Source organism: Capnocytophaga gingivalis, assembly GCF_002302415.1.
Lineage (GTDB): Bacteria > Bacteroidota > Bacteroidia > Flavobacteriales > Flavobacteriaceae > Capnocytophaga > Capnocytophaga gingivalis.
This window is the reverse complement of record NZ_CP022386.1, coordinates 271,833-292,663: the sequence shown is the minus strand read 5'-3', so window position 1 is coordinate 292,663 and position 20,831 is coordinate 271,833. Positions and strand designations below refer to the sequence as shown.

Annotated in this window: 17 protein-coding genes; 6 read left to right on the top strand and 11 right to left on the bottom strand. The window is 39.9% G+C overall.

Annotation, left to right across the window (positions count from 1 at the left end; translation table 11 throughout):
* Nucleotides 1-14 precede the first annotated feature (14 nt).
* The 3 genes from CGC50_RS01435 to bioD form a co-directional block, all read right to left on the bottom strand.
* Nucleotides 15-1,697, bottom strand: a complete 1,683-nt coding sequence (locus CGC50_RS01435; protein WP_095909392.1) for an MBOAT family O-acyltransferase — start codon at nt 1,695-1,697, stop codon at nt 15-17.
* Between the two features lie 9 nt (nt 1,698-1,706).
* Complete coding sequence (locus tag CGC50_RS01430) at nt 1,707-3,188, bottom strand: GDSL-type esterase/lipase family protein (RefSeq protein WP_095909391.1); 1,482 nt, start codon at nt 3,186-3,188, stop codon at nt 1,707-1,709.
* Between the two features lie 240 nt (nt 3,189-3,428).
* Entirely contained in the window at nt 3,429-4,046 is a 618-nt protein-coding gene (gene bioD, locus CGC50_RS01425; RefSeq protein WP_095909390.1) for a dethiobiotin synthase, read from the bottom strand.
* Nucleotides 4,047-4,417: 371 nt separating this feature from the next.
* Here bioD and uvrC point away from each other — a divergent pair, with 371 nt between their 5' ends.
* Nucleotides 4,418-6,205 carry an excinuclease ABC subunit UvrC gene (gene uvrC, locus CGC50_RS01420; protein WP_198541621.1) on the top strand — a complete coding sequence of 596 codons (1,788 nt, stop codon included), beginning with the start codon at nt 4,418-4,420 and terminating at the stop codon, nt 6,203-6,205.
* A 77-nt stretch (nt 6,206-6,282) separates the two neighbouring features.
* Here uvrC and CGC50_RS01415 read toward each other — a convergent pair whose 3' ends face one another.
* From CGC50_RS01415 to lpdA, 4 genes are all read right to left on the bottom strand, one after another.
* Nucleotides 6,283-7,044 carry a type III pantothenate kinase gene (locus CGC50_RS01415; RefSeq protein WP_095909389.1) on the bottom strand — a complete coding sequence of 254 codons (762 nt, stop codon included), beginning with the start codon at nt 7,042-7,044 and terminating at the stop codon, nt 6,283-6,285.
* 17 nt (nt 7,045-7,061) lie between these two features.
* A complete protein-coding gene (locus CGC50_RS01410) occupies nt 7,062-7,514 on the bottom strand; it encodes a 6-pyruvoyl trahydropterin synthase family protein (protein ID WP_095909388.1) in 453 nt (150 codons plus the stop codon).
* 3 nt (nt 7,515-7,517) lie between these two features.
* The gene (gene folD, locus CGC50_RS01405) at nt 7,518-8,396 is read right to left on the bottom strand and encodes a bifunctional methylenetetrahydrofolate dehydrogenase/methenyltetrahydrofolate cyclohydrolase FolD (RefSeq protein WP_095909387.1); all 879 of its coding nucleotides are present in this window, start codon (nt 8,394-8,396) and stop codon (nt 7,518-7,520) included.
* Between the two features lie 137 nt (nt 8,397-8,533).
* On the bottom strand, nt 8,534-9,931 hold the full coding sequence (gene lpdA / locus CGC50_RS01400; RefSeq protein WP_095909386.1) for a dihydrolipoyl dehydrogenase: 1,398 nt from the start codon (nt 9,929-9,931) through the stop codon (nt 8,534-8,536).
* 240 nt (nt 9,932-10,171) lie between these two features.
* Here lpdA and CGC50_RS01395 point away from each other — a divergent pair, with 240 nt between their 5' ends.
* Complete coding sequence (locus CGC50_RS01395; protein WP_095909385.1) at nt 10,172-11,119, top strand: sugar transferase; 948 nt, start codon at nt 10,172-10,174, stop codon at nt 11,117-11,119.
* A gap of 4 nt (nt 11,120-11,123) precedes the next feature.
* Here the strand turns inward: CGC50_RS01395 and CGC50_RS01390 are convergent, their stop codons facing one another.
* The 3 genes from CGC50_RS01390 to CGC50_RS01380 all read right to left on the bottom strand — a co-directional run bounded on the left by CGC50_RS01390 (nt 11,124) and on the right by CGC50_RS01380 (nt 14,297).
* Nucleotides 11,124-12,071, bottom strand: a complete 948-nt coding sequence (locus tag CGC50_RS01390) for a D-2-hydroxyacid dehydrogenase (RefSeq protein ID WP_095909384.1) — start codon at nt 12,069-12,071, stop codon at nt 11,124-11,126.
* Nucleotides 12,072-12,080: 9 nt separating this feature from the next.
* Complete coding sequence (serC, locus tag CGC50_RS01385; RefSeq protein WP_095911250.1) at nt 12,081-13,145, bottom strand: 3-phosphoserine/phosphohydroxythreonine transaminase; 1,065 nt, start codon at nt 13,143-13,145, stop codon at nt 12,081-12,083.
* A 123-nt stretch (nt 13,146-13,268) separates the two neighbouring features.
* Nucleotides 13,269-14,297 (bottom strand): acyl-CoA reductase, encoded by a 1,029-nt coding sequence (locus tag CGC50_RS01380; protein ID WP_095909383.1) that lies wholly within the window; start codon nt 14,295-14,297, stop codon nt 13,269-13,271.
* Nucleotides 14,298-14,655: 358 nt separating this feature from the next.
* On the opposite strand from CGC50_RS01380, the gene CGC50_RS01375 reads away from it, so the two are divergent.
* The 3 genes from CGC50_RS01375 to prfA all read left to right on the top strand — a co-directional run bounded on the left by CGC50_RS01375 (nt 14,656) and on the right by prfA (nt 18,455).
* The gene (locus tag CGC50_RS01375) at nt 14,656-14,988 is read left to right on the top strand and encodes a PadR family transcriptional regulator (RefSeq protein ID WP_002668548.1); all 333 of its coding nucleotides are present in this window, start codon (nt 14,656-14,658) and stop codon (nt 14,986-14,988) included.
* A gap of 2 nt (nt 14,989-14,990) precedes the next feature.
* The gene (locus CGC50_RS01370) at nt 14,991-16,694 is read left to right on the top strand and encodes a PspC domain-containing protein (protein ID WP_095909382.1); all 1,704 of its coding nucleotides are present in this window, start codon (nt 14,991-14,993) and stop codon (nt 16,692-16,694) included.
* A gap of 687 nt (nt 16,695-17,381) precedes the next feature.
* The gene (prfA, locus tag CGC50_RS01365; protein WP_095909381.1) at nt 17,382-18,455 is read left to right on the top strand and encodes a peptide chain release factor 1; all 1,074 of its coding nucleotides are present in this window, start codon (nt 17,382-17,384) and stop codon (nt 18,453-18,455) included.
* Nucleotides 18,456-18,569: 114 nt separating this feature from the next.
* Here the strand turns inward: prfA and CGC50_RS01360 are convergent, their stop codons facing one another.
* Complete coding sequence (locus CGC50_RS01360; RefSeq protein ID WP_198541620.1) at nt 18,570-19,430, bottom strand: YicC/YloC family endoribonuclease; 861 nt, start codon at nt 19,428-19,430, stop codon at nt 18,570-18,572.
* 131 nt (nt 19,431-19,561) lie between these two features.
* On the opposite strand from CGC50_RS01360, the gene CGC50_RS01355 reads away from it, so the two are divergent.
* Nucleotides 19,562-20,818: a sigma-54 interaction domain-containing protein gene (locus CGC50_RS01355; RefSeq protein WP_095909379.1), complete on the top strand. Its 1,257-nt coding sequence runs from the start codon at nt 19,562-19,564 to the stop codon at nt 20,816-20,818.
* The last annotated feature ends 13 nt before the right edge of the window (nt 20,819-20,831 follow it).

Genomic DNA, 20,831 nt, shown 5'->3' with positions numbered 1-20,831 from the left:
TGATGATCATCGAGTTAGAATTGGAAATAGATAAAAGGTTGTGGACCTGCGGAGGCAGTGGCATAGATAAGCCAAAATACAAAAGCTAATACTACAGACTTGAACAATAGAGGCATTCTTTGAAACAAGTTACAGAGACCATTGCTCCACTTCTGAGGAAGGAAATGCCAGAGGAAACCTATGACAAGTAGTAAACAGATATTTCTATATCCCTCAATGATGACCCACCATTGGTGTGGATCATAGGTGATTTTCGAGATATTGGTGATGACCTCCATAGCTGAGGATAAGTCTTTAGCTCGGAAGAATATCCAACAGAAGGCTACAAAATGGAAAGTGATAAGTATTGATACTAACGAGAAAAGCCATTTTCCAAACGTTTTCTTTTCTGGATTTTTTTCAGGAAATATCTCACGGAAGGACTTATGGAAAGCCAAAGCCAATCCATGGAGAGCTCCCCAGATGATAAAACGTATATTTGCTCCATGCCAAAGGCCTCCCAATAACATGGTAGTTAGTTGATTGAAATGACTTCTAAGAGATTTCCCTTTGTTGGGAGATAGTAGAATAGAGACTTCAAAGAGAACAATCACGCCGAAGACTGCCAATAAGGGAATCAGGCTTTGTTTGCTCACCCCATACGCCCACCAGATGGTAGCCGCAAAGAATAGGGTAGGGAATAGGTAACCCAAGAAAGAGCCCTTGCGGTTCCCTCCTAAGGGAATGTACAAATAGTCCTTGAGCCAAGTGGAGAGCGAAATATGCCAGCGATGCCAAAACTCTGTGATATTTTGGGATTGGTAGGGAGTTCGGAAGTTAATCGGAAGGGTGAAGCCCATCAGTAGGGCTAAGCCTATGGCAATATCTGAGTATCCAGAGAAATCACAATAGATTTGCAGTGAATACCCATAAGTGGCCATCAGATTTTCAAAGGGAGTATAGCTATTGGGGGCATCGAATACACGATCTACAAAATTGATAGATATATAATCCGAAATCACAGCCTTTTTCAAGAGCCCTCCTATGATAAGGAAGAGGGCATAGGAGGTTTCCTCCTTGGTTAGTGTTACTTTTTTATATATTTGAGGGATAAAATCCTTAGCCCTTACAATAGGCCCCGCAACTAACTGAGGAAAGAAAGTCACAAAAAAGGTGAAATCCAAAAAGTTCTTAGCTGGAGCGATTTCTTTTCGGTATACATCTATGGTATAGCTCATGGTTTGAAAGGTATAGAAAGAAATACCGATGGGCAAGGCTATATTCTGGAACTTGAGATTGCCGTTAAAGAGTTGGTTGAAGTTCTCAATGAGGAAATTGGTATACTTGAAGTAGCCCAACATAGCCAAATTCGCCACCACACTTAGTGCTAAGAAAAAATAACTGACATGCTTATTTTCCGAATTTCTGTGCATAAGAACAGCGATGATATAATTCACCGCTGAGGAAGCTAATAATAGAATAAAGTACTCACCTCCTGCTTTATAATAGAAGAAAAGAGAAAATAGCACTACATATAATGTGCGGAAATATGTGTGCTTTTTAGTGAGTATGTATATTAAATAGAAAACAAGGAATAGTCCTAAGAAAAGACTACTATTGAAGAGTAGAGGATATTCCTTATTGTAAAGGAACCAACTCTTTAGCTGCTCCCAAGAGCAGAGGTCAAGCAACCATTGTTGCACGTCTGTTATTTTCAAAAGTATAGATTATTTTTGCTGATTTTTATATTTCAGATAGTTACTCATCAGGGCATCGAAGAGCATGCCTCCTTGTTCCACATAGCCTGCATGGGTGTAGTGTACACGGTCATGAGCGATTAGGTTCTGCGCAATAAGGGAGGACATAGCCTCACTTCCTCCTAATATTTTGTAGAGGTCAAATACCCCATAATTCTTTTTCACAGAGTTGTCAATCAATATATTAGCATATTGCTCACAATAAGGGTTAGGAAGCTTCTTTTTGAACAAAGAAGGTGGAGGGGAAGTTAGCAAAATAGGGCAATCTCCATAATGAGAACGTATCTGCTGAATGAAAATTTCTACTTGTTTGTCATAATCTTCGGCAGGAAGTCTCGAAAAAGTCTCATTGGTACCTAAGGAAACAATGATCAAGTCTGGCTGTAGTGCTTGTATCTGTTCGAAGAACAAGTTACACTTGTTATAATCAGAGAAGCGAGCCCCATTTACACCAATAGTATGATAGATAACTCCATTTTGGTTATTTTCCAATACAATCCCATTGAGTGCAAAGTAAGAACTCTCTGTATTTGGGGTTAGGTATATCTTGTCAAATCCTTCTAAGTTGTTATAAGTATAGCCATAAGGAGTATCTGCCTTGTTGGTAAGAGCTTCAAATCCGTTGAGATTCACTGATTGCTCAGTGGAAATATTGCTGACAATTTTCTCTTGAGAAGGAATCTTAAGGATGGCATTTTCCTTGATAGTATTTCCTTTTAGGCGGTTTGCCTCTTGTATTTTCTTTTCAGTAGTTTTGTATTTTCGGGATAGTCCATAGAGTGTTTCTCCTTTTTGTACCTTGTGAAGGATCATCTTTTGGGAGATGTGAGAGGATACTACCGCTGGCTTGATAGCTACTCCCATTTTGTTGGTAGCCACTTCAAAGAGATGTTTGTTGTGAGGGGTCAGTACACGCAAGGAATTGAAAGAATAATCCTTATTTTTTACATTGAGTTCTATGACAAAATTTTTGTTATTGGTCAAAAGCGAATATCCTGCAATACCAATCGCATCGGTATCTGTTCTGCTCGTATTCTTTTGGCTATCCCAAGTGATATTAGACGAAAAACGTACATAACGTTCGCCATTGGTACGAATCAGTGAATAAGGAAAAACAATCCCTAAGCCTCCATTTCCGAACTGAGATTGGAACTGTTGGCGTATTTCATTGGTCATGGCATCTCCTTGTATATGAGAATCCCCTATGTGAACAATATTTAGCTTTTTGTTTTTGTGCTGATCCAGTGTATTGAGTTTTTCAAAGAAAGGATCTAATGCCTTTGGGTTGTAGATGTATTCATACTCTACAGGGGCTTCCTCTGCTTTAGCTTCATTAGAGGACACAAGAGGTACTCCTAAGGTCTTATGATTGATCTTAGAATACAATAGCATGGTGGTGACCATAGCACCTGAAAGTGCAAAAACTCTTAATAATTTGGTTCTCTTTCTCATTGTTTAGTGTTGTTTTATTGAGAGTAGGAAACAAAATCTACTCACAAAAATTGTGCAAATATAGGACTTTTGTATTTTATTTAACTATATATCTCTGTTTTTAAGATTTTGAAATGAATTTCCTTAAGTGAATATATTTGTTAAAACACTAAAAATCAGTAATTTATATAGATATTTTTAAGAAATAAATACTTTTGAAAATAGTTATCCACAAAAAATATCAGTTGTTCATAACTTATTCTAAGTAAGTTTGTCCGCAAAAAGAGTTGCGTACTTCCTTATTGTCTGTTTGTCAAAGTAAGGTTCTTCATCGATACATCCCAGAATAGGAAGCTGCGTATAGGATGAAATCCAAGATTCAGTAGCTGGATTTTCAGCGCCACTGAAAAGGATACCAAAAATGGAGAGACCTCTTCTTTGTAGTGCTTCTACAGAGAGAAGTGTGTGATTGATACTGCCTAAGTAATGCCGAGAGACCAAGATAACCCTATCAGAAGGGGCAATCAGTTCCATCATGATATCATGATCATTGAGTGGGACAAAGAGTCCTCCAGCAGCTTCTATGACCAAAGGGTGAGAGGTCACAGGGCGTACAATCTTGTCTTTCTCTATAGTAATGCCCTCCATTTGAGCCGAGAGGTGAGGACTAGCAGGGTACTCAAACTCATAGGAAGAGGGGAAGAAGTGGGTCTTAGAATTGGAAATAAGCTCTTTTACCTTCATGGTATCAGAAGCATGTTTGTCTCCTGATTGTATGGGCTTCCAATAGTCTGCCTGAAGGGCTTCCACCACTATGGCAGAAGTGAGAGTCTTGCCTACTTCGGTAGAAATACCTGTAATAAAATATGTATGATTCATTATATTCTTGAAGTAGCTTTTTCAGTGCACAAAGGTACAAAAAATATTTTTTCGAAACTACCAAAATTGTTGAAAAATTTTTTTCATAGCAAATCTATTTCTTAAGATAATGGGAGGTTTATTTTTAATATATTAATATTTAGTTAGTTGTATATGGGTTATATCATTAAAAATTCAGAGAGTATTGTTTTTTTGCTTTTAGTATAGAAAATAATTTGTACTTTTGTACTCAAAAAGAAACCTTGTGTCAGCTTATATTGACACTCTCTAAAACTACTCCAAGGAAAGCCACAACTATCCAAGAAGAAAAAGAAGGAGTAATGGTTGTCTATTATACCAGAACTTCTCTAATCCATCCCCCTAATCCCTAAATGATGTCCGAATTAGCTCTTCAAGTACAAACACTTCCCGATAATCCTGGTGTCTATCAATTCTATGATAGCACAGATACTATTATCTATGTAGGGAAGGCAAAAAATCTTAAAAAACGTGTTTCTTCTTATTTCAACAAAGAACATGATTCGCCTAAGACACGGGTATTGGTAAGTAAAATTGTCCGTATAGAACATATAGTGGTGGCCACTGAAAATGATGCTCTACTACTGGAAAACAACCTGATTAAGAAGTATCAGCCTCGCTATAATATTCTTCTGAAGGATGGGAAGAGCTATCCGTGGATTTGTATTTCCAATGAACGTTTTCCTCGGGTATTCTTTACTCGTAAGATGCTCAAGGATGGCAGTACTTACTTTGGCCCTTATACAAACCTGAAGATAGTGCGTACCCTCATAGACCTTATCAAAGACCTTTACCCTCTGCGCAATTGTAGGTTAGACCTATCACAGGAGAATATTGATAAGGGCAAATTCAAGGTTTGCTTGGAGTATCATATCAAGAACTGTCAAGGACCTTGCGAGGGCTTTCAGAGTGAAGAGGAGTATAATCACAATATACAGCAAATTAAGGAAATACTCAAGGGGAATCTCAAGGAAGTAATTGCTTATTTTAAAGAAGAAATGCAGGAGCATGCTGCGGCACTGCGCTTTGAAGAAGCTCATCAGATTAAGCTCAAGCTGGAGAGTTTGGAGAACTATCAACACAAATCGACCATAGTGAGCACCAAGATCCACAATGTAGATGTGTTCTCTATCGTTTCTGATGGAGAATATGCCTATATCAACTTCTTGCAAGTAGCACATGGAGCTATTGTCAGAGGACACACCTTGGAAGTAAAGAAAAAATTAGAGGAAACAGAGCAAGAATTGTTGGAATTGGCGATTGTAGAGCTTCGAGAGCGTTTTCACTCGGCTTCTAAGGAACTGATTGTACCCTTTCCTCTCACAATGGAGTTTGCTGAAACGCTTACGATTCCCAAGGCAGGGGAGAAGTTTCAACTCTTGCAACTCTCTGAGCGCAATGCACAAGCCTATCGTCAGGAGAAGTTCAAACAAGTAAAAATTACCGATCCTGAGCGACATACCAATCGCCTACTAACTCAGATGCAGCGAGACCTTAGGCTCTCTGAACCTCCTGCTCATATAGAGTGTTTTGATAACTCCAATATACAGGGTACCAATCCTGTAGCTGCTTGTGTGGTCTTCAAGAATGCCAAGCCCAGTAAGAAGGACTATCGCCATTTCAATATCAAAACAGTAGAGGGACCTAATGACTTTGCTTCGATGGAGGAGGTGGTTTATCGCCGTTACCGTAGGCTATTGGATGAGGATGAACCACTGCCACAGTTGATTATTATCGATGGAGGGAAAGGACAGTTAGGAGCAGCTCTAAAATCGTTAGAACTTTTGGGGTTGAGAGGTAAAATAGCTATAGTAGGAATCGCGAAGCGTTTGGAAGAAATTTTCTATCCAGGGGATTCTGTCCCCCTATATTTGGATAAGAAATCCGAAACGCTCAAGGTCATTCAGCACCTGCGCAATGAGGCACACCGCTTTGGGATCACTTTCCACCGACAGAAGCGCAGTGCCAGTGCTATTCACTCTGAATTAGAGCAAATCAGTGGAGTAGGTAAGCAGACCCAAGAAGCTCTACTCAAGCAATTCAAATCTGTAAAGCGCCTCAAAGAAGCCTCCAAAGAAGAAATTATCGCTTGTATAGGACACTCCAGAGCCCAGAAAGTATGGGAGTATTTCCACCCATAGAGGCAAATTGTAATGTTCTTGAATTGTAATTCGCCTAATTCGCCCCTCTCTAAAGGAGAGGGGCGAGAGGCTAAGAATTATTTCCTATGCAAATCATATAATAAGGCTAATCCCTTGATTGTATGATATTTATCATCTATTTGTATTTTTTCTGTTAGTTTACTGAATACATGCCCTACGCCACCGGTGGAGATGACTAAGAAATCACTTTGGTAGGTTTGCTTGATACGTTCTATAAGTCCCTCAACCATAGCTGTATAGCCATAGATCATGCCACTCTGCATACAAGTCTCCGTATCCATACCTAAAACTGATTTGGGTTCATTCAGCTCTATATAAGGTAGTTGTGCCGTGCTGTTAACCAAGGATTGTAAGGAAGTAACCACCCCAGGAGCAATGATTACCCCCAGCATCTGTCCCGTTTCAGCAACTCCTGTAAGAGTGAGTGCTGTGCCAAAGTCAATGATGATTTTCTTCTGCTCAGGGTAGAGATAGTGTGCGGCTACAGCATTGGCATATAAGTCAGTACCCATTTGGTTAGAGTGGTGTGTAACCTCACTGGGTGTATCGCGATTTACAATGAATGGCTTTATGGAAAAAGTCTTTTGTAGCATCTTAGCGATAATCTGTGTTTGCTGAGGTACTACAGAACCCACTACTATCTTTGTAATTTTTCCAAAAGCATTTTTGTACTGTTCCTTATAGGACTGAAAACTCATATAGAACTCTCCAGCCGTACGATACGGCTTGGTAGCAATTGTCCAAGACAGATGCACTTGTTGTCCTTCTACAACGGCAAAGCGAATGTTAGAATTGCCAATATTAACAGCTAATAACATGTAAACAATGAATTATATTATTGATTATCAGAAGAAAACCATTCAGCAAAAGAGCTTTCAGTTTCCTGTAAGCGGAGGCTGTAGAGGGAGATATTCTCAGGCAAATGTTGCTGTAGGCGTTGGGCAAAATCGGCTATTAACATCTCACTGGTGGGCTGGTAGGGAAGTAGTACGATGCGGTGTCCTTCTCCTTGAAGTTTTTCGGCCAAGGCGCGGTGAGGACTATTCCCATTGAAGAAGATAGTGTGATCCGCCTCTTTGATAATATGTTCATTGACAATCTCTTTGATATCACCGAAGTCAATAACCATTCCATTTTTGACATGAGAACTATCCTCTATAGGACTGCCAATAACCGTTACCCAGAGTTTATAGCTATGTCCGTGAATATTCTTACACTTGCCATCATAGCCATAGAGGGCATGACCAGCTTCAAATTCAAATTTTTTAGTAATGCGTATTTTCGTCATTAGCTATTGTATTTTATGCGTTCTTTTATATGCGTTGAGGGTATTTTTCATCAGCATAGCGATAGTCATAGGGCCTACACCTCCAGGCACAGGGGTGATGTAGCAGGCTTTCTCTTTTACATTTTCGAAATCTACATCTCCTACAATACGGAAACCTTTCTTAGTGGAGGGATCTGCCACTCGAGTGATACCCACATCGATAATTACTGCTCCTTCCTTGATCATTTCTGCTTTGAGGAAGTTAGGGCTTCCTAAGGCAGCTATTATGATGTCCGCTTTCTGAGTAAGAGCAGCGAGATTCTGGGTGCGGCTATGGGTGAGGGTAACGGTGGCATTCCAAGGTTTTTGGGAGAGAAGGATACTGATGGGACGACCTACAATATCTGAGCGACCGATAACTACAACATTTTTCCCATCAGTGGGAATCTGGTACTGGGAGAGAAGCTCCAAGATACCATAGGGGGTGGCAGGGATGAAAGCCTCCAAGCCCAAGGCCATGCGCCCAAAGTTGGTTGGGTGAAAACCATCTGCATCCTTGTCGGGGTTGATTGCCAAGAGCACTTCTTGTTCCTTGATATGCTTAGGTAGTGGCAGTTGTACGATAAAGCCGTCTATGGTGGTGTCTTGGTTGAGTTTTTGGATTTCTCCAAGTAATTCCTCTTGGGTTACACTTTCAGGGAGGTTTACCACAGAAGAGGCAAAACCTACGCGCTCACAAGCGGTGACTTTGTTGTTTACATAGGTCATACTAGCACCATTTTGGCCGACTAATATAGCCACTAAGTGAGGAGCTCTGTGGCCTTTTTCTTTCAGATAAGCAACTTCTTTGGCAATGTCTTCTTGTACTTTAGTTGCTGCTTTTTTTCCGTCTAATAATTCCATCTCTTTAAAGGGTTAATAGTGGGGGTGAAAAGTGAAAAGAAATCACTGATGACTGACATTTTATAAAGAATGTAGGAGCGAATGGCATTCGCCCCTACATCAAATAATTGTTCTATTAAAAACTATTTTTTTAATAATTAAATATCAATAGCTTCTCCATAAGCAGCTGCTACGGCCTCTTTTACTCCTTCGCTCATGGTAGGGTGAGGGTGTACTGCTTTGAGGATTTCGTGAGCGGTAGTTTCGAGCTTGCGAGCCACTACAGCTTCGGCAATCATATCGGTAACACCAGCACCAATCATGTGGCAGCCAAGCCATTCGCCATATTTGGCATCAAAGATTACTTTGATAAATCCTTCGGTAGTTCCTGCTGCATTGGCTTTACCAGAGGCAGTGAAAGGGAATTTACCTACTTTGATTTCATAACCTTTTTCTTTGGCTTGTTTTTCAGTAAGCCCTACAGAGGCGATTTCAGGAGTACAGTAAGTACAGCCAGGAATATTGCCATAATTGATAGGCTCTACATGTAAGCCTTTGATCTTTTCTACACAGAGGATACCTTCAGCAGAAGCCACATGTGCCAAAGCCTGTCCAGGTACTACGTCACCGATAGCATAGTAGCCAGGTACATTGGTTTGGTAGAACTCATTGACTTGAATTTTGTCTCGATCAGTTTTGATACCTACTGCTTCCAAACCAATATTTTCGATATTCGTTTTGATACCTACTGCAGAAAGAAGAATGTCTGCTTCAAGAATTTCTTCACCTTTAGCTGTTTTTACATAAGCTTTTGCTCCTTTTCCTTTGGTATCTACTTTAGTTACTTCAGAAGAAGTCATTACATTGATACCCATTTTCTTGAAGCTCTTTTCAAGTTGTTTGGAGATTTCTTCATCCTCTACAGGGACAATATTAGGCATGAACTCAACCACAGTCACTTCAGTACCCATAGAGTGATAGAAGTAAGCAAATTCGATACCTATGGCACCACTACCTACAATAATCATCTTTTTAGGTTGTTCAGGGAGAGTGAGCGCTTGGCGGTAGCCAATGATTTTTTTACCATCTTGAGGAAGTGCTGGTAACTCACGAGAGCGAGCTCCAGTGGCGATGATGATATGGTCAGCGCTGTATTCGGTAGTCTTGCCATCAGCGGCTTTTACTTCTACTTTTTTACCAGGCTTTAGAGTACCATAGCCATTGATCACCTCAATTTTATTCTTTTTCATAAGGAACTGAACCCCTTTGCTCATAGTTCCTGCTACATCGCGGCTACGCTTTACGATAGCAGAGAAATCCTTATCAAAACCTTTGTCTTTTACCTTGATACCATAGCTATCAGCATGCTTGAGGTATTCGAATACCTGAGCTGATTTCAAGAGAGCTTTGGTTGGGATACATCCCCAGTTGAGGCACACTCCACCGAGATTTTCTTTTTCAATAATCGCTGTTTTGAAGCCTAACTGAGAGGCACGGATAGCAGTAACATATCCTCCAGGACCGCTACCTAATACTATAACATCGTACTTATTCATTGTAAAATATTTTATGTTCTGAAAAACGGCACGAAATTACGAATTTTATTTTTTATAAAGAAAAATTTTTTGCAAAAAAAAACATGTTGAAAAATAAGTATCTAAAAATCAAGATGTTAAAAAATATAATGTTTTTTCGGTAAAAACATTTTCAAAATTCAAAAAATAATCTTATTTTTGCGGGTGAAAAATTCTATTACAAGATATTTTTTAATTTAATCAGTAATAATTACAATTTTTATGGGAGTTATAAATCAAATTCTCACCAACAAACCTACCCCTTGTTTATTTGTCAATATAGGTGGAATCTTAGATAAACTTTTGCAAGGATCTAAGATGCCTAAGTTGTATAGAGCTATCAAGTATGATACTGAAAAGAATAAAAGAACTATTACAGAAGTTGTTAGAAAACTAAATATAAATACTATAGTAATAGAAACTTCTACAGCAAAAGAATATAGTGAAAATGTTATTAGGGAACTTATAACTCTTAGAACACAAGGGATAACGGTGTATGAAGCAGAAGAATTTTATGAAGTAATTAATAAGCGAATTCCTATTGTTCGTCTTGAGTCACAAAAGTATTTAGGAGATAACATATTTTCTATTCGTCTTAGGAGACGCTATAAATTATTGAAGCGGATATTTGATTTATTTTTTGTATTATGTTTGACTCCTATTGCACTCCCTTTAATATTGTTAGGAGTTTTACTAACTATATTTACCTCTAAAGGAGGTGCCTTTTTTCACCAAGTACGGGTAGGTAGGGAAGGTAAACTCTTTAAGATATACAAAATTAGGACAATGGTTATTAATGAAGGAGGCTTTACGGTGGCTAATGATACACGAATTACTCCTATAGGTAAAATTCTGAGATTTACAAAAATAGATGAATTACCTCAATTATACAATATTTTAAAAGGAGATATGAGTGTAATAGGACCTCGCCCAGAAATTCCTGCTTATGTTGAAAAATATTCAGAACAAATGCCTTTCTTTGGACTAAGACATATGATCAAACCAGGAGTTTCAGGATGGGCACAAATACACCTACCTAAAGCTACTCCAGAGGATAATCTCAAAAAATTAGAATACGACTTATACTATATAAAACGGTATTCTATAAGACTTGATATCAAAGTACTTATAGAAACCGTTAAAATAGTACTCACTCTTAATAGTCATTAATATCCTAAAATGCTGCAATAATCTGCTGTGCTAGCTCATTCCCTATACGATCTTGTGCCTCAGTAGTAGCTGCTCCTATATGAGGGGTTAGGGAGATGCGCGGATGCATCAGTATACGAATGGAAGGGGTTGGTTCACCTTGGAAGACATCCAAGCCCGCAAAGGCAACCTTCTCATGCTCCAAGGCATGTAAGAGTGCTTCCTCGTCCACTACACCACCTCTGGCTACATTGATGATTCCTACACCATCCTTCATCAGTTGGAACTCTTTTTCTCCTATTACGGCTTCCTGTTGTGCAGGTAGGTGTAGGGTGATAAAATCGGATTGCTTGAGTAGTTCTTCCTTATCTATAGTTTGTAGAGTAAAATCCAAGGTACGCCCGTCAAAGAAAGAGAGGGTAATGGTCGCCTCCTTGTGGTGAGGATCATGGGCAATTACTTTCATTCCTAAGGAAAGGGCTATGGCTGCAACAGCTTTTCCGATACGTCCTAAACCTATGATACCCAATGTCTTTCCTTTGAGCTCTTGACCTTTAGCATAGTTTTTCTTCAATTGAGCAAAGTGAGTGTCTCCTTCTAAGGGCATGTTACGATTGGCATCATAGAGGAAACGAACGCCAGAGAAAAGGTGAGCAAAAGTCAGTTCTGCTACCGAATACGAGGAAGCATTGGGGGTATTGATAACCTTGATTCCTTTCTCTTGAGCATATTTAACCTCTATATTGTCCATACCTACGCCCCCACGCCCGATGAGCTTCAGGGAAGGACAAGCATCAATAAGATCTTTCTTGGCTTGTGTAGCCGAGCGTACTAAAAGGATTTCTATCCCTTCTTTGTTGATGAAATCAGCTAACTGATTCTGAGCAACTTTTGTAGTAATTACTTCAAAACCAGCTTCTTCTAGGGTTTTTATGGCCTCAGGGCTAATACCATCATTAGCTAATATTTTCATAAGCAATATTTATACAGTTTTTTCAAAATGTTTCATGACTTCTACCAGTAGCTGTACGCTTTCTATAGGCATAGCATTGTAGATAGAGGCACGGTAGCCACCTACGCTTCGATGACCTTTGATCCCACTGATGCCAGCTTCTGTCCAAAGAGCATTGAATTGGTCAGTAAGTGTTTCATCCACAAGGTTGAAAACTACATTCATCCTTGAGCGGTCTTTGTTCTCAGCATAGCCCTTGAAGAGAGGGTTTCTGTCTACTTCTTCATAAAGGATACGTGCTTTTTCCTTGTTTCTCTCCTCAATGACCTTGATTCCTCCTTGCTCTTTGATCCACTGCATGGTAAGCAAGCAGGTATATACGGCGAAAGTAGGAGGTGTATTGGTCATACTTTCGTTTTTGATATGTACTTGATAGTTCAGATGAGTAGGAATCTTATGACTTACTTTTCCTAAAATATCTTCGCGTACGATAACCAAGGTAACCCCTGCAGCTCCTATATTCTTCTGAGCGCCCGCATAGATTAGGGCAAACTTGTCCATAGGCATTTCCTTGGAGAAAATATCTGAGCTCATATCAGCTACTAAGGGAACTTCTACTTCAGGATAGTGGGAGTATTCGGTACCATATATAGTGTTGTTGGTGGTGATGTGGAGGTAATCAGTATCTAGAGGTAGGGCGAAGTCGGTTGGAATATTTCGGTATCCGTTCTCACGAGAAGAAGCTACCACTGAAGTAGCTCCAACAAACTGAGCCTCGGTAAGAGCTTTGTGCGACCAAGTACCAGTATCGATATATGCCCCTTTTCGCTCTAATAGGTTCAGCGCTGAAGCATAGAAGTGTAGGCTCGCTCCTCCATGGAGAAATAAGGCTTGGTAGCCCTTACCAGTAAGACCCGAGAGTTCCAAGGCCAAGGCTCTAGCTTCTTCCATGATCGCGACAAACTCTTTGCTACGGTGGGACATCTCCAAGATTGAGAGTCCTGTATTACCCAATTCCAATACAGCCTGTGAGGCTTTCTCAAAAACAGAAGCGGGAAGAATAGAAGGTCCTGCACTAAAATTATGTTTTTTCATAAGTTGTTGCATTTTACTTAATTATAATTAGTTGAATTGAAATAAAGTACAAATATATCTACTAATAAATACATTATTTCAAAAAACGTTGCAAAAGTAGGACGAAAAAATAAGGTGCGCAAATTAATTAATACTATTTAAGAAAGCTAAGGTATCCACTCCATCGGCATAATCGGTCAGCGATGGTACTTGGGTTTGTCCAAAAGGAATAGCTTCAGGGATTTCCTTAGAGCCAACAACACATTGCAAGAGTTCACGTTCCTTCTCAAGTCGCCGGCTGAGAATAGTAAGGTCATCATACCTCTCATAGAAAAGAGTAGCAATAGGAGACGCATATTTCTCGTCTTCTTTGAGTAAGAGAAAACCATTTTCCAAGAGTGGACACAAGCTCATGAGATATACTGCCTTGTTATAATCATAGTTATTGATATACTTTTGGTGATCTAAGAGTGTGTGATAAGGGTAGATAGCCTCGAAGAAAGGGGCAAAATCATAATCCCTTGGAACAAAAAGTTTGGAGACACTGCGACACCCCAAACCGAAGTACCTAAAGATGTCTTCGCCTAATCGATATAGCTCCTTAGGGGTCTCCTTGCCGGTAAGTATAGCTACCGAATTACGGTTTCTGCGAATGATATGAGGCTTCCCTGTGAAATAATATTCGAAATAGCGGGCAGTATTGTTGCTCCCTGTAGCGATGACAGCTTCGAAATCGGTGAGTCTTTCCTGAGTAAAGGAGATAAATTCCTCCATCTCTGGGGCTATCTCAGTGAGCTCTTGGGCGATAAAGGGCAGCAATACTGTATCATGAGAGGAGAGCTTAACCACGGCTTTATTGCCAGATAAAATTACACAAAGTAGGTCGTGAAAGCCTACCATAGGGATATTTCCAGCCAAGATCAGAGCAACACGCTTAGGGGTTTTCCCTTCAAAGGAATAAGCTGAAAGCCACCTCTGAAGCTGCTCTTGAGTTAGGCATTCCGCCCAATGTTGAAGTGCAAAGAGACAATTATCTCGGTCAAACCACGCATTGTGTAGGGAGGCTCTCTCAAGAGCAGCTTCCATGCGAGGGTATATTGGAGCTTTTTCTCCTAGTGAAAAATATTCTTTCAATCGTGTACCTAAAGCGGTGAAGGCTTGTATTTTGGACATTTTTTTAATGATTAATGATCAATGTTTATTCCTCTAACTCACGAAGGGGGAACTGCGCATCGGTCACTGAAAAACGTTGCAAAGATACAATTTTTCCTGCAAAAATCAAGAATGTTTTTTAGTGAAGAGAGAAGAATGAGTAGGAGTGTTGTGTCACTTGTGTAGGGGCAAAGTTCGCGAGATAATGCAGTGGAGTATTTGTACAATTTACTCTTTTATGTGATCCAATTTATCCCTACCTTCCTAAGGGAAATTATTACCTATTACCTAATGAAACATATTACTTTAAAAAAAATGCTACTTTGTTTTGCATAGTACCAAAAAAAGTTGTAACTTTGCAGCGTCAAAACAAATGTTTATGGAAGCGATTAATTTAGAGAAAATCAAAACCCAAATGCGTAAGGGTGTTTTGGAGATGTGTATCCTTTCGATTATCCACAAGAGAGAAGAAGCCTATGCATCAGACATTATGGAAGCACTCAAGCAGGCGGATATGATCGTGGTAGAGGGGACGCTATACCCTCTGATGACACGACTTAAGAATGCTGCCTTGCTCAACTATTCTTGGCGGGAATCCACCGCAGGCCCCCCTAGAAAGTATTATACACTTACTGACAAGGGAAATGACTTTCTTCGAGAAGCCCTTGCCTCTTGGAATGAATTACAAACAATGATAACCAAACTTATTTGATCATGGACCAAACACATAATATCAGTTTAGGCGGTTTCTCTTTCGTGATAGAGAACAATGCCGCTAAGGAACTTTCTTCCTATTTGGCTAAGGTACGCCAATTCTTAGGGGAATCTCCCGATACGGACGAGATCCTCACCGATGTAGAACAACGCATGGCAGAGCTCCTCAGAGTACGTATGCAAAATACTGAGGTAGTGACTTCCTCCGATGTGGCTTATCTCATACAAGTGATGGGACAACCTGAACAATATGTAGATACAGAGACTCAGGAGGACATCCCCTCAAAAAAGGCTAAATTCTCATTCTCAGGGAGAAGGCTCTATCGAGATGGTGAGGATGAGAAAATAGCAGGGGTACTCTCTGGGGTGAGTCATTATTTCCAAATAGATGTGACTCTCTTGAGAATCATTTACTTATTGCTCTTAGTGGCCAATGGTATACTCTTTTTGCCGTCAGCATCTTTTTGGGTGTTGCTCTATATCATCTTTTGGGTAGTGGTACCTAAGGCCAATACTACTACGGAGAAGCTTGAGATGAAGGGTGTCGAAGCTAATTTGGATACAATTTCTTCCTTCAAGACACAATCTCCCCTCAAGCAGCAATGGTGTAGGAGCCAGACAGATAAAAAGATAGCAGGGGTCTTGGGCGGATTGGCTGTATATTATGGTATAGGCAGTACACCGCTAAGGATAGGATACCTCCTTTTCTGTTTGCTTTTGGTGGCTACCAGAAGTGTAGGCATGCTTTTCCCTATACTACTTTACCTTGTCCTATGGTATTTGCTTAAGAAAGAAAAGGGAGACGAAGAGAAAGAAGAAGAACGTGATCTTGTAAGGGAAAAAGAGGTGAAACCTCATAAAAAATCCTTCTTTTGGAGCTTTTTCGGTATACTATTTAAAGTAATAGGATATTTTATCGCCACTATCTTCTTTGTTTGTCTCTTTTTAATATTAGTAACAGGGTTACTTAGTATATTTGGAGTAGGAGTTGCTGGTGGAATTACTTCAGTATTTCTCTTGGACTATCTTCCATTTGTTTTTTCTCCTATAGAGCAAGTTCTTTTCTATGTGATTTGGGGAATGGTCTTTGTACTTTTCTTTTCTGTATTGGTACTTTTCTGCTACAAGATTTTTTCCAAGGGACATTACAACACGCCAAAGGCTTGGTTCTTAGCTAACGTCTTACTATTTGTCTTGCCACTATTAGGGGGAATTGCCTTTGCTTCCAGTGTAGGTAGAAAATTTGTCTCTAATAATACCGTAGAAAATAAAATAGTGATAGATTCGGATACAGATACTCTTTTTCTTAATGAAAAAAAGACAGCTTCCTTCTCCACTATGAATATAGATAGTGCAGGAAATGGGGTAAGCGGAGAGGTACACTTTATAGGTATATACCCCACCCAAGAGGCACATCCTTTTCTACTGATAAGCACTTCTTCCCAAGGGAAAAATACAGATGATGCCCAGCTACATGCTCAAAATATAGATTTTCCTTTGGAGATTAAGGATAACCAATTGTGGATTCCTGATGGTTATTTTCTGCAAAAAGGAAAACCTTATCGATTTCAAAGGGTGAATATAAGGCTCTTCGTTCCTAAAGGGAAGAAGGTGGTAAGTTATTCTATGATTTCTAAGAGGAAAGGTCTGGGTCTTCCTAATGGAACTTTTCAAGTAGAAAATGATAGTATCATAAAATTATAAAAAGGAAAATATTTCTTCTGTTTTTTTAAAGGGAATAGATATATTTGATTAGATGAAAAAGAGATACTTAGAAGTATCTCTTTTTTTTATTATTGATTTAAGTTCCGTAGGTTATTTTTAGGTTATAATTGGATTTATAATTAGTTAATAATCAGTATATTGAAAAATAAACCTCCCCTCACATACTCCGTTCCATGTATTCACGGACTATCCCCTCCTAGAGGGGGAATAAATTCGTTGAAAAAGATAAAAATTGTCTATTCAATCTGGAAAAAGTCCTCTCTCTAACTTCTTGAGAATCATAAACTATCTCATTCCCCCTTTGGAGGAAGTCGCGAGAGCGAGTATGTGAAGAGGTGGAGGTTTCTGAATATCAATAATTTACAGAACTTGCGAAACTTAAATTATTGATTGTTATCATTTATCAGCACAAGCTACCAATAATTATAAGGAATAAAAATATTCATTTTTTCCTATCATTTTTTAGGTTTATTCACTCTATAAAATCAAGTTATAATAGTCATTACTCTTACCTAAGGCAAGTGAATCTTCTGTTCTCTTATTTTTAAAAGTCTCAATTTTATAAGGATTTTAAGGGTTAAGTCTTAGTCTTCCGAAAACTCAAAAATTCAAAACTCAAAAATTCAAAAAAAAGTATTATTTTTGCACTTTGTAAATAAGAAAAGTATGTTAGCACGCTTAGATATTGTAAAGCAACGATTTGACGAGGTTTCAGACCTGATTATCCAACCCAATATCATCGCTGACCAGAAGCGATATGTACAGCTCACCAAGGAATATAAGGAGCTCAAACAGCTTATGGACAAGCGTCAGGAGTATATCACTGTAACGGGGAATATCACCGAAGCAGAGGAGATTATCAAGGAAAATATAGATCCTGAGATGACTGAAATGGCACGTTTGCAGCTGGAGGAAGCTAAGGAAAGACTTCCACAACTGGAGGAGGAAATCAAGTTCTTACTTATTCCGAAAGACCCTGAAGATAGTAAGAATGCAGTGATGGAAATTCGTGCTGGAACGGGAGGGGATGAGGCTTCTATCTTTGCTGGTGACTTATATCGTATGTATAGCAAATACTGTCAGGATAAGGGATGGAGCGTGTCAGTAATGGATATGAATGAGGGTACCTCTGGTGGGTTCAAGGAGATTATCCTAGAAGTCAATGGGGAGGATGTGTATGGTACGCTCAAGTTCGAAGCGGGGGTACATCGAGTACAACGAGTGCCACAAACCGAGACTCAGGGGCGTGTACACACTTCTGCGGCAACAGTCATGGTACTCCCTGAAGCTGAAGAGTTCGATGTAGAGTTGAATATGGAGGATGTCAAGATTATCCGTACCACCTCCACTGGCCCTGGAGGACAATCGGTCAATACTACCTATTCTGCTATCCAATTGCAGCACATCCCCACAGGGATAGAAGTGCGTTGTCAGGATGAGAAGTCTCAACATAAGAACCTTGACAAAGCACTGAAGGTACTACGTTCTCGCCTCTATGAGATGGAACTGGCCAAGAAGATGGAAGCAGATTCTGCACGTCGTAAGAGCATGGTATCCAGTGGAGATAGAAGTGCTAAGATACGTACTTATAACTACCCACAAGGGCGTGTAACTGATCACCGTATTGGATTGACCCTCTATGACTTGGGTAATATCATGAATGGGGATATTCAGCGCCTTATCGATGAACTTCAATTGGCTGAAAATACCGAAAAACTAAAAGAAGGAGACATTTTTTAATGATCAATGCCTAATAACTATTGTTTCATGTTATTAGCCATTAGTCAATATAACGTTCAAGCGCTGGTGCGATTCGCACCAGCGCTTAAATATTTAATCATCGAACATTCATTATCAAAGGATATTGAGCACTTGTTCCTTTATTTTCTCCAATTCATTTTTCATTAGTACAACGATTTGTTGCATCGCGGCATGGTTGGCTTTGGAGCCTAAGGTGTTGATTTCACGCCCCATCTCCTGCGCGATGAATCCAAGTTTGCGTCCGTTGGACTGTGTTTCTTCCAAGGTAGCAAGAAAGTAATTCAAATGGTTGGTCAAGCGTACCTTTTCTTCGGTAATATCCAACTTTTCGAGGTAGAAAATTAGCTCTTGTTCGAAGCGGTTTTCATCCACACGCTCTCTTATTTCGTCAATAGCCCGCTCCATACGGCTACGTATGGCCTGGAATCGTTCTTCATCAAGCACTTCCACCTGCTGTAAGAGCTCTTGTATATTGGAGATACGAAGCGAGAAATCCTTCTTGAGGATAGCCCCTTCTTTAGATCGAAAGTCTTGCAAATGTTCCAGAGCTATAAGTAGTTGCTTTTCTATCAGAGCAAATTCCTCTTCGTCCACCTCTTCCAGTGGAGTTGATATAGCCTCGGGGAGACGCATGGCTATTCCAAGGAGATCTACAGAAGAAGCCTCAGGAGTTATTGTCTGTAGCTGCTCCATATATCCTCGTACAACAGCTGTATTGATCAGGGTAGCACTTGACTGAGAGGTATTCTCCACTGTGAGGGTAAAGTCAATTTTACCCCTCTCCAAGCGATCGGAAATCACTTTCCTTAGCAACAATTCCTTCTCTCTATAAGCCTGAGGGATACGGACATTCAGGTCAATAGCCTTACTATTGAGAGACTTTATCTCAAGAGTGATTTTTTTGTTTTCCAGCTGAAGGGTACTTTTCCCAAAGCCGGTCATAGACTGTATCATTGTTGGTGTGTTTTCTAAGGGCAAAGATAGTAAATATATTTTTAAAGCAGGTAAAAAATCCTTTAAAATTGTGTATTGTAAATTTATTTTGTACATTTGCAACGTTTTTTATTTTAAAGGAAATCCATCACATGGACATTCAATCTGTTAAACAACGTTTTGGCATAATAGGCAATGACCCTAAGCTGAACTTGGCAATAGAAAAAGCCATTCGTATAGCTCCCACCGATGTTTCGGTACTTATCACTGGCGAGAGTGGGGTAGGGAAGGAAGCCTTTGCCCGTATCATACATACCCTATCGAGCCGTAAACATGGCAAATATATCGCCATCAACTGTGGAGCTATTCCCGAGGGTACTATAGATTCTGAGCTCTTTGGATTCAAGGCGGGGAGCTTTACCCATGCTGGTAAGGAGGATAAAAAGGGGTATTTCGAAGAAGCGAATGGAGGAACTATTTTTCTGGATGAAGTAGGTGAACTTCCTCTTTCGGCTCAGGTTAGGCTCTTAAGAGTCTTGGAAAATGGCGAGTTTATTCGAGTGGGAGACTCCACCCCTCGCAAGACCGATGTACGTATTGTTGCTGCTACCAATGTCAAAATGCAGGAGGCTCTCAAGAAGGGACGCTTCAGGGAAGATCTATATTATAGGCTCAATACGGTAGAGATATACCTGCCGCCACTTAGGGATAGAAAGGAGGATATTCATCTGTTATTCAGGAAATTTGCTTCTGATTTTGCTCAGAAATATCGCATGCCTACCCTACAACTCTCCGACGGGGCTGTGAGGGAGCTTTTGCGTTATCGTTGGCCGGGGAATATTCGCCAGCTAAGGAATATAGCGGAGCAAATCTCCGTGGTAGAACCTAAAAGAGATATTTCAGCCGAGACCTTACTTTCATATTTGCCTCAAGAGGGGGGAAGCCACCTGCCAGCTACTGTAGTACAAGCTAAGGGAGAAACTGACTTTGCCTCCGAGAGGGAAATTCTCTACAAGGTTCTCTTCGATATGCGCAATGACTTGAATGATCTCAAACAGCTGACTTTTAAGCTCATCCAAGAAGGAAATACCCCCAAAGTACAGGAGGAAAATCAAAATCTAATACATAAAATATATGGTTCTCAGCCAGTTACCTATTCTTCGGAGGAGAATGAACCTGCTATGATGCTTCTCTCTCCAGAGAAAACGACTGTTTCTCGTGGACACAATGCCTATGATTTTGCTGAAGAAATCCAAGAAGAAGAACCTATCTCATTGCAAGATAAGGAATTAGAGCTTATCCAAAAATCTTTAGAGAGACATAAAGGTAAGCGACGAGAGGCTGCCAAGGAGTTGGGAATTTCCGAAAGAACACTTTATCGCAAAATAAAACAGTATGATTTGGAGTGATTTTTTACTTCAT